Source organism: Arthrobacter sp. HY1533 (genome assembly GCF_027568515.1).
GTDB lineage: Bacteria > Actinomycetota > Actinomycetes > Actinomycetales > Micrococcaceae > Specibacter.
The window spans coordinates 1-9,810 of record NZ_JANKZF010000046.1 but is presented as its reverse complement, the minus strand read 5'-3'; the positions used below and the strand labels follow the sequence as shown (position 1 = coordinate 9,810).

Sequence of the window (9,810 nt, the reverse complement as noted above, 5' to 3'; positions counted from 1 at the left end):
TCCTGCGGTTTGCCCGTGAGGGTGGGGCCACGGAGACGTCTCCTGTTGCTGCGCGTGAGGCGGTGGCTGCCGGGATCCTGGCGGCGCAGTCGCTGCGTTCCGGGGGAGGGGCCTTGGAGGTCCCGGCATTGCCGGCGGAGCTCGTGGAGTACTTCAACAACGGGCAGGTCAAGGCCACAGCCTAACCACCCACCAACTCGCACGGCCGGAAGGAGCCGCATCCCCCAGGGGGTGCGGCTCCTTCCTTGCATGCCTGACGCAATGTGAACGATTATGAATCGTAATAGGACTTTGCATTCACAAAAGTTCACGCAAGGATTGAGTATCACTGTCGATAACCCTGGAGTTGTTTCACATGCCCACCCCGGCACCCGCCACGTCCGCCCCATCCACCCCGGCGCAATTGCACCCTGAACTCGAGTGTGGCCTGGGCAGCTGGGACAAGCTGCTCTACGGCAACCACCGGATCGTTGTTGCGGTGCCGGACCTGCCGCAAGGCTGCCGCGCCGCCACAGCAATCCTGCCCTGGCGCAGGCAGGACGCCACGCCGGCGGAGGTGGACACCATCGTCATCTCCGCCGCATCCGGCACGCGGGTGCGCAACGTCGTGGCCGGGGAAAAGACCCAGGCCAAGGGCACGTTTACCTTCGAACCAATTGACGGCCCCGGCGAGTACCACTTCTACTATCTTCCCTATGTCATGGGCGGGCATTCCTACTACCCGCAGGCACAGTACCTGCCGGCCCGTCCGACGGCGGACCCGGCCTGGGTGAACTCCGTGGCCGACAGCGTGTGGTCGTTCGAGTTGGGCTTCCACACCTCCCACCCCGTCGCCAAGGCCATCCGCTATGAGGCTGCCAGCGAGTGGGACAGCTTTGCGCCCATGAACTTCACGGCAACGGAGGAAGAACTTGCCGCGCTGCACGGGGCACACGCCGGTGCGTCCTTCCTTCTCTTTGCCCAGGACCGGCGCCACCCCATCTCCATGAAGAATGCCATCCCCGCACACTGGGCCATCGCCGGCCCCGACGCCGTTGCCGGGGCAGCGGTGGGGCAACTGGTGGACCAGGCCCAGCCAGGGGAGGACCACATCATCCAGCTGGGCCTATACGCCCGCACCGAGCTGGCGGATGTCACGGTGGACATCGCCGCCCACTCCGGTGGTGCCGAAGTGGCAGCCCGCTGCATCAACACGGCGGGGGTTGACCGCCTGGGACGGCCCTTCAGCAAGACCCTGCAGCTTGCCGACGGCGCCGTCCAGGCGTTGTACGTGGTGGTCCCGGTGCCAGAATCGGCCGCCGGATCCACCCTGGACGCTGTCATCACCGTGGCCAGCTCCGCCGGAACCGCACAACTGCCGGTGCGCCTTGAGGTGGCGCCCGAGGCAGAGCCCGACGTCGCCGCCGGCGGCTTTGGCGACCCCCGCGAACTTCGGCGCCTGGCCTGGCTGGACTCCACGCTGGCCCAGGACGACGAGCTGGTGGCACCGTACACCGCCGTCAGGATCGATGAGGCCGCCGCCAAGCTGGAAATCCTGGGCCGTACTGTGCAGTTGGCCCCCAACGGCCTGCCTGAACAGCTGAGCTCCACCTTCACCTCGGCAGTGACAGCCGTGGACGGTCCCAGCCGGGCGCTCCTGCGCGAACCCCTGACAGTTCTCCCGCAGCTGGCCACCGCTGCCGCCTGGGAGTTCACGCCCCTGGCATTCACCACCCACGGCCCGGCCCGGGTGGGCTGGACGTGCGGCTGGTCAAGCCCGGACACCCCCTTGGCCGTTACGGTGGAGGGGCAGCTGGAGGCCGACGGCGCCGCCACCTTCGCCGTCCGCCTTTCCGTTCCGCAGGGGGCCGCCCCCGTGGAACTGGCAGACGTTGCGCTGACCATGGTCCTGGACCCCGAATCCGTCCCCTATGCCATGGGCCTGGGCGTGCCCGGCGGCACCCGCCCCGCGGCGATCGACTGGCACTGGGACGTGCCCACCAAAAACCAGGACTCCTTGTGGCTCGGCGACGCCAACATTGGCGTGCAGCTGGCCCTGCGCGACGACAACTACGAGCGCCCGCTCAACACCAACTTCTACCAGGAGAAGCCGCTCATTGCCCCGCAATCGTGGGCCAATCCGGAGGTGGAATCCGCCGGTGCCGGGGTCACGCTCAAGGAGGTTGGCGGCGGGACGGTACGGGACGCCGTCGTGCTTGAGGCCAAGAGCGGCGGACGGACCATGGTGCCCGGTGCGGAACTGAACTACGGCTTCCGGCTGCTGCTGACGCCGTTCAAGCCGATCGACCCGTCCCGCCAGCTGCGCAACCGCTACTTCCACGACCAAGGCAGCGTGGCGGACATTGCCGCAACGGGCGCCAGCGTCATCAACATTCACCACGCCACGGCCCTGGCCCCCTTCATCAATGACCCCCTCTTGCACGCCGACGCCCTGGCTGAATACACGGCACAGGCGCACGCGGCCGGGATCAAGGTCAAGGTCTACGACACCGTGCGTGAGCTGACGGGCCACAGCCCGGACCTGCTTCCCATGATGTCCCTGGGGCACGAGATCTTCAGCGACGGCCCCGGCAAGGGCCACATCTGGCCGCAGGAACACGCCGGCGCAAACTACGTTTCGGCCTGGTATGCGCCCACAGTGGATGACATTGCCGTGGTGACGGCGGGGGAGTCGCGCCTGCAGAACTGGTACATCCGCGGGCTGGACGAGCTGGTGCGCCGGACGGGCCTGGACGGCATCTACCTGGATGACATCGCCTACGACCGCGAGGCCATGAAGCGTGTGCGCAAGGTGCTGGCCGCCCGCTGCCCCGAGCCGGAGATCGACATTCACTCGGCCAACCAGTTCAACGAGAAGGACGGCTTCGCCTCCTCGTCCAACATGTACATGGAACAGCTGCCGTACACGGACCGGCTGTGGCTGGGCGAGTACTTTGACTACGACAACACCGACCCCGCCTACTGGCTCGTGGAAGTTTCCGGCATCCCGTTCGGGCTCATGGGCGAGATGCTCGAAGGCGGCGGCAACCCGTGGCGCGGGCTGGTGTTTGCCATGACGGGCCGGGCCCCGCGAGTGGACAACCGGGCGCTGTGGGAGCTGTGGGCCGAGCACGGCCTGGCCGAGGCGCCCATGGTGGGGCACTGGGCGCTGGATGTGCCCGTGCGCAGCAGCCACCCCGAGGTGCTGGCCACCTCCTGGATCACGCCGTCCGGGCTGGTCACGGCCCTGGCCAGCTGGGCGCCCGAACCGGTGTCCGTGACGTTGGAGTTCGCCCCCGAATTCGCGCACCTGGCCGCCGCGCCCGTGGTGGCGCCTTCCGTGGACGGCTTCCAGGAAGCCGTGGACTTTGCACCCGGCGCAGCCATCACGGTTGAGCCCCGCAAGGGTGTGGTGCTGGTGGTCAACGGCCACTGATCCGGACAGCAAAAGAGGGCGGGCGCGGAAATCCGCGCCCGCCCTCTTTTCTTCCGGCAGCTACCGGGCGATGACCACCCAGCGGTACGTCTGGCCGGAACGTCCGCCGTCAGCAAGCGTGCGGACCTCCAGGACGTTGGGGCCGGCCAACAGCTCCAGGGTGTAGCGGCCGTCCGGGGCCGGCTCGATCCGCGCATCGTTGTAGTTGATGTGCAGCGAGGTGCCCGGGTCGGCCGCCGCCAGTGAAACAGAGGCCTGGGCAGTTCCCGCCGGTGCGTGGGTGAGCCAGGCCAGCGGTGAGGCTGGTGCGCCAAAGTCGACGCCTGCCCAATGCGGCTCCGCGAGGCCAGCCAGCAGCCCTGCGGCCTGTGGCCCGTCCCCGGCCTGGGCAACGGCGGCGTCCACGGACTGGTTGAAGCCGCTCGCGTACTCGTTGCCGGCAAACACCAGGCCGCTGCTCTCGGAGAAACTGAACAGTTCTGCCGCGGCTCCGTCGGGTGCATTGCCCGTGGGCGCGTAGTGCCCCACCACGTTGTTCGTGAAGGACAGTGATGCAACGGACTTGCCCGCCACGAGCGTGCCGCCGGGCATCAGCATGAAACGGTTGGCGTCGATGCTGATGTTGCTGTGGACAGTGCGCTCCGGCTCCGACTCGGCATTGGTGGGGTCGAACCAAATGGCGGCCCAGCCCGCTGCGGGGCGGTCAAAGACGTTGTTGCGGATGGTGGCGTTGGTGACGCCACTGGATTCGTACCAGTAGTCGGCGTCGGCGGAGATGTAGATGCTCGCCATGCCCATCTGGTCAAAGTGGTTGCGCTCGATCAGCACCGGCTTGGGGGTGGTGACCAGGATGCCGCGCGTGGGGGTGGACTTGAAGGTGTTCCCGGCAATGTAGACCTCGGGCGTGTACGTCATGTTCTCGGCAACGTACGTCCCCGCGGCCAGGCCCGCCGGCAGCTCCTTGTCCACCGTGATGGTCATGCGCTCCAGGTCGTGGGCGGTGTCCATGCCGTTGGGGCCCGTGACGGCGGTGACCTTGTAGTCCTCGGCGCCGTCGGAAAGCATTGTGGCACGCCTGACGAAGCGCAGCTCGTCGCCCTCGTAAAACTGCGGGAATCCGGCGGTGTCGCGTTCCATGTACTTCAGTGTCACGGTGCGTGCAGCACGGTCAACGGTCTCGAGCTGCATGTAGGTGCCGTGGATGTTGATGGGGTCATCGTGCGGGTTGTCGAAGAGGCAGTTGGTGATTTGCGCCTTGCCTGCCACGCCGGAAAGCTGGATGAAGTCGGCCAACCCGGCCGTTTGCCGCCAGCTGCCGGCCTTGGCGCGCAGGGTGATCCCATCCAGGGCCAGGTCCCGGCTGAGCTGGCCCACAATGCCGAAGCCGTGCAGGTAGTGCAACGCCAGGTTCTTCAGTTCCACGCGCGTGGACTCCCAGACAAAGCCGCCGGGGGTGTCGCGCGGGCGCTGGCGCAGTTCGTAGACCTTGCCGGCGTCGCCGGGGTCCACGGGGGAGTCGTAGCTGATCCGCAGCACACTGTTGCCCAGGGCCTCCACGGCGCGCGAGCCGTGCCACAGGGGCAGGGGCGAGCGCAGCGTGAGTCCGCTGGCCAGCTCGCGGATTTGGTTCTGCCATTCGTCCGCCACCTCGGGCCCGTGGGACCAGTAGGGAATGGCTGTGGCCGGGTTGGCTTCGCCCGTGAACGTGGCGGTGGCGCCGTCGATGATGTGGCCGACGCCGGCGGGCAGCTGGATGTCGCGGTAGCCGTGGCCGTCCGCCACCCCGCTGGCCAGCACTGTCAGGTCCAGGACCAGGGGGGCATGCCAGTCAGTGCCGAAGTTCCTGATGGTGACATCGGAACTGCGAATCACGGCGAACTGCGTTTGCCGGCCGTGGAAAAGCAGCTCGGAACCCAGCCCGTCGACAATGACGTCGTGCATGTCCTCAAGCAGGATGCCGATGTTCTTGACTTTGAATTCGGGGAAGCGGCCCACGGTGTTGGAGACATACAGCTCGCGCTTGGGGGCCTGTTCGGGGTACATCGTGTAGATGCCGCGCGGGAAGGCGATGGTCGCCGGCGATCCCAGGCCCTTGGCATGGAGGATCGCGCGGTGTACGGCCGCGGCAGAATCAGTGCCGCCCGTGGGGTCTGCGCCAAAGTCAGTAACGCTCACTGTGGTCCGTTCCTGCGCATGCACGGGAAGCGGGGCTGGGTCCTGACTGGTTTTCACCGTGGCGTGGTAGCCCACGTTGTCCGGATTCAGCCCGGCTGCCGGCAGGCGTTCGTGGAGGGTCCACGGAATGGGTCGGGTGTTGGCGGACGTGATTGTCCCCATGATGGCCTCCACGGGTGATTGTTCTTGCTGGTGAATGGGTGGGCAGCGAGCAGTTTTCATCGCTTCCGGAACCAGCGTGCCACGAAATGCGGGATTCCGCACCACCGGCAATGACGGATATAGGTCACGAAAATGAAATAGTGCTCACCTTCTTGCATCTATGGCCTGCATCACTTATCTTTGTTAAACGGTTAACATGGCGATGGTCACAAAATCCACGCCACAGTGCCGAACGGGACCGAACAGCCCGGCAGATACGAGGAGAATCATGAGCCAAATGCAACAGGAGTCGGCTGAGCGGGTTGCCGCCCCGGGTGACGTCCCAGTGGTGAGCCGAGTCCGCAGCGGCCGCAAGAGCAAGCGCGGCAAGCTGCCCCAACTCCATGACGGCCTGCCCGTTCGCCAGGTGAGCTGGCAGTCGCGCCTGCGCCGTGACAAGCAGATGCTCCTCATGATGATCCCGGGCGTGCTGTTCCTGGCACTGTTCTTCTACATCCCGATCCTGGGCAACGTCATTGCCTTCCAGGACTACCAGCCGTTCCTGGGCATCTCCGGCAGCGACTGGGTGGGCTTCCAAAACTTCGTTGACCTGTACTTCAACCCTGATTTCTGGGGGGCCTTCAAGAACACCATGGTGCTGGCAGTGTGGCAGCTCGTGTTTTTCTTCCCCGTGCCGCTGGGCCTGGCCCTGGTGGTCGATTCGCTCATCAGCACCAAGATCCGCCGCTGGTTCCAGTCCCTGGTGTACCTGCCGCACTTCCTGTCCTGGGTTCTGGTCATCGCTCTGTTCCAGCAGGTCCTGGGCGGGGCCGGCCTGGTCAACAACACGCTGCGCGACCTGGGCCTGGACACCATCCCGTTCATGACCAACCCCGACACCTTCCCCCTGCTGGCCACCATCCAGCTCATCTGGAAGGAATGTGGCTGGGCCATGATCATCTTCCTGGCCTCGCTGGCCGCCATTGACGGCTCCCTCTACGAGGCTGCCGCCGCCGACGGCGCCGGCCGCTGGCGCCGCATGTGGCACATCACCCTGCCGGGCCTGCGCTCCATCATTGTGCTGCTGCTCATCCTGCGCATCGGCGACATCCTCAGCGTCGGCTTTGAGCAGTTCCTGCTCCAGCACGACGCCGTGGGGGCCGGGGCCGCCGAGGTCCTGGACACCTTCACCTACTTCGCCGGCGTGGTCGGCGGCGGCTGGAGCGTCGGTGCAGCCGCCGGCCTGGCCAAGGGCGTCATCGCGGCACTGCTCATCTGGGGTGCCAACTCGCTGGCCCACCGCATGGGCGAACCCGGAATCTTCCAGAAGAAGGTCGGCTAGCGCCGCTAGGCCGCTAGTTGAAACAAGGAGAGAAACATGGCAACAACACTTCAAATCCGGCGCAAGGCCTCGCGCCGTGCCCAGGGGCTCAGCTTCAATTCCAACCGCCCCGCCTGGAAGGAACCAGCCTCACCGCTGTACAACTCCATCAAGGGCCTGATCATCGGCGGCATCACGCTGACCATTGTGATCCCCATCCTGCTGGTGGTCTCCACCTCACTGGCGGATGACAAGCAGCTGATCGCGGCCGGCGGCTTCGTCCTGTGGCCCACCAACCCGACCTTTGCCGCCTATCAGGCCATCTTCAGCGGCGAGTTCATGTTCCGGGCCCTGGGCGTCAGCGCCGTCATCACGGCGGTGGGCACATTCCTGGCACTGTTCACCACCATCACGATGGCCTACGCCACCTCCCGGCCGGTCCTGATGGGCCGCCCCGTGCTGCTGCTGGTGCTGTTCACCCTGCTCTTTGCCCCCGGCCTGATCCCCATGTTCCTCATGGTCAAGCAGCTGGGCCTGCTCAACACGCTGTGGTCTCTGATCCTGCCGAGCGTCTTTGCCGCCTTCAACTTCGTGGTCATGCGCTCCTTCTTCATGAACATCCCCACCGAGCTCATTGAGGCCGCCCGCATCGACGGTGCCAGCGACTTCATGATCCTGCGCAAGATCGTGCTGCCGCTCTCCAAGGCCGTGATCGCCGTCGTCGGACTGTTCTACGCGGTGGGATTCTGGAACGCATTCTTCAACGCCATGCTCTACATCAACGACCAGACCCTCTACCCGGTGCAGCTGGTGCTGCGTAACTACGTGGTCCAGGGCGGCTCCATGGCCGAGGCCATCGGCGTCGCAACCACCCCGCCGCCGCAGTCCATGCAGATGGCCATCGTTGTGGTGGCCCTGGTGCCCATCCTGATCGTCTACCCGTTCCTGCAGAAGCACTTCAACAAGGGCGTCATCACCGGCGCCGTCAAGGGCTAGCCCCTCCCGCAAGCAAACACCCACGCAACACAACAAGCCACAAAAACCAGAAAGAAGACAAAGACATGAAACGAGCTGTCAACGAAGCCGGGGTTTCACGCCGCAACTTCCTGGGCCTGGCCGGCGTATCCGTCGCCGCCATCGCCCTCACCGGAACCCTGTCCGCCTGCAGCGGGGGTTCCAAGGACGGCGGCGGTGCCGAGGCCTCCAAGAAGGTTGTCCTGCCCACGTACAAGGAATTCACCGGGGTCACCGCCGACCTTCCCGGCAACGCCGACGGCCTCGAGGCCGGGTTCCTGACCATGCCCAAGACCGTGGCCTCCACCAAGGGTGCCCCGCTCACCGGCCCCATCAGTGTCCTCTCCGAAACCTTTGAGGTCATGGCCCCCGCCATGCCCGACAACCCCTTCTGGCAGCGCCTGAACACCGCCCTGGGCGGCGAGTTCAAGATGCAGATCGTTGAAGACATTGGAGACGGCTACCCCGCCAAGTTCGCCACGATCCTCGCCGGCGACGACCTGCCCGACCTCATGTGGATCCCGCCGAACCAGGGCATCCCCAACGTGGGCCCCATGCTGGAAGCCAAGTTCCAGGACCTGACCCCGTACCTTTCCGGCGACGCCGTCCTGGAATACCCCAACCTGGCAGCACTGAAGCCCGACTCCTGGCGCACCGCCGTGGTCAACGGCAAGATCTGGGGCGCACCCATCCCCAGCACCCCGTTCGGCCAGGTCATGGTGGGAACCTCCCGCACCTGGGACAAGGTGGGCGGCCTGAACGCCAAGGACGCCGACGAGTTCTTTGACAAGGCCAAGCAGCTGAGCAACCCCGGCAAGAAGCAGTACGCGCTGGAGCCCGCCTACGTCAACATCCTTCACATGATCACCGAATGGCTCGGCGCGCCCAACTCCTGGGCCGTCAACGAGGACCGCTCGCTGACCCACCTGTACGAGACCGACGCCTACGTGGCCGGCCTGGAATACGCCGCCAAGCTCTTCGCAGCCGGCTGCTTCTACCCGGACGTCAACGTCACCAACACCAAGGCCCTGATCCTCAACGGCACCCTCGGCGCCGTGGTCACCGCCGGCCCCCGCGACATCCGCGGCTTCCGCGCCATTGACAAGGAAGTCCAGATGGAACTCCTGGTTCCGTTCAGCTTCGACGGCACCATCAAGCCCACCTACGACATGGGCTACGGCACCGTTGGCTACACCGCGTTCAAGAAGACCGACGAGAAGCGCATCAAGGAACAGCTGGCCCTGATCAACTGGCTCTCCGCACCGTTCGGCACCGAGGAATACCTCATGAAGAACTTCGGCGAAGAGGGCAAGGACTTCACGTTCGATGACAAGGGCAACCCCATCATGACCGAAGAGGGCACCAAGAACCTCCCCGGCGTGGTCAGCGCCCTGAACATCATGTCCAGCCCCGAATCTGTGCTGTACAACCCCGGTTTCCCGGACGACACCAAGTACGTCCATGAGACCGAGAAGAAGCTGTTGGAATTTGCGTGGCGCAACCCCACCAACGGCACCTACTCCGACACCAACGCCAAGGTTGGCCCGAAGATCACCAAGATCGTCCGGGACAAGACCGTGGACATCATCACAGGACGCGCCAAGGTTTCCGACCACGCCGAGGTGCTCAAGCGCTGGAAGTCCGAGGGCGGCGACAAGATCCGGGCCGAGTACGAGGCAGACCTGAACCCGGAAGCCCCCGTGTTCAAGCTGCAGCCCATCAAGAAGTAGGCTCCACTGGCGGG

General features: G+C 65.5%; 5 protein-coding genes and 1 pseudogene. 5 read left to right on the top strand and 1 reads right to left on the bottom strand.

Features of this window, described 5'->3' with window-relative positions:
• Nucleotides 1-185 (top strand): annotated as a pseudogene (locus PCK14_RS19015) (gfo/Idh/MocA family oxidoreductase); the annotation flags it as partial.
• A 170-nt stretch (nucleotides 186-355) separates the two neighbouring features.
• Complete coding sequence (locus PCK14_RS19010; RefSeq protein WP_269940091.1) at nucleotides 356-3,415, top strand: glycoside hydrolase domain-containing protein; 3,060 nt, start codon at nucleotides 356-358, stop codon at nucleotides 3,413-3,415.
• Nucleotides 3,416-3,475: 60 nt separating this feature from the next.
• Here the strand turns inward: PCK14_RS19010 and PCK14_RS19005 are convergent, their stop codons facing one another.
• Nucleotides 3,476-5,752, bottom strand: coding sequence for a right-handed parallel beta-helix repeat-containing protein (locus tag PCK14_RS19005; RefSeq protein WP_269940090.1), 2,277 nt, complete (start codon nucleotides 5,750-5,752; stop codon nucleotides 3,476-3,478).
• Nucleotides 5,753-6,029: 277 nt separating this feature from the next.
• On the opposite strand from PCK14_RS19005, the gene PCK14_RS19000 reads away from it, so the two are divergent.
• The 3 genes from PCK14_RS19000 (at nucleotide 6,030) to PCK14_RS18990 (ending at nucleotide 9,796) form a co-directional block, all read left to right on the top strand.
• Nucleotides 6,030-7,073, top strand: a complete 1,044-nt coding sequence (locus tag PCK14_RS19000; RefSeq protein WP_442864767.1) for an ABC transporter permease — start codon at nucleotides 6,030-6,032, stop codon at nucleotides 7,071-7,073.
• Between the two features lie 36 nt (nucleotides 7,074-7,109).
• Nucleotides 7,110-8,048: a carbohydrate ABC transporter permease gene (locus tag PCK14_RS18995; RefSeq protein ID WP_269940088.1), complete on the top strand. Its 939-nt coding sequence runs from the start codon at nucleotides 7,110-7,112 to the stop codon at nucleotides 8,046-8,048.
• 65 nt (nucleotides 8,049-8,113) lie between these two features.
• Nucleotides 8,114-9,796 (top strand): sugar ABC transporter substrate-binding protein, encoded by a 1,683-nt coding sequence (locus tag PCK14_RS18990; RefSeq protein WP_269940087.1) that lies wholly within the window; start codon nucleotides 8,114-8,116, stop codon nucleotides 9,794-9,796.
• Nucleotides 9,797-9,810 lie beyond the last annotated feature (14 nt).

Coding starts and splice junctions, on each gene's coding strand:
- PCK14_RS19010 (WP_269940091.1), top strand. CDS start 356: ATGCCCACCCCGGCACCCGCCACGTCCGCCCCATCCACCCCGGCGCAA.
- PCK14_RS19005 (WP_269940090.1), bottom strand. CDS start 5,752: ATGGGGACAATCACGTCCGCCAACACCCGACCCATTCCGTGGACCCTC.
- PCK14_RS19000 (WP_442864767.1), top strand. CDS start 6,030: ATGCAACAGGAGTCGGCTGAGCGGGTTGCCGCCCCGGGTGACGTCCCA.
- PCK14_RS18995 (WP_269940088.1), top strand. CDS start 7,110: ATGGCAACAACACTTCAAATCCGGCGCAAGGCCTCGCGCCGTGCCCAG.
- PCK14_RS18990 (WP_269940087.1), top strand. CDS start 8,114: ATGAAACGAGCTGTCAACGAAGCCGGGGTTTCACGCCGCAACTTCCTG.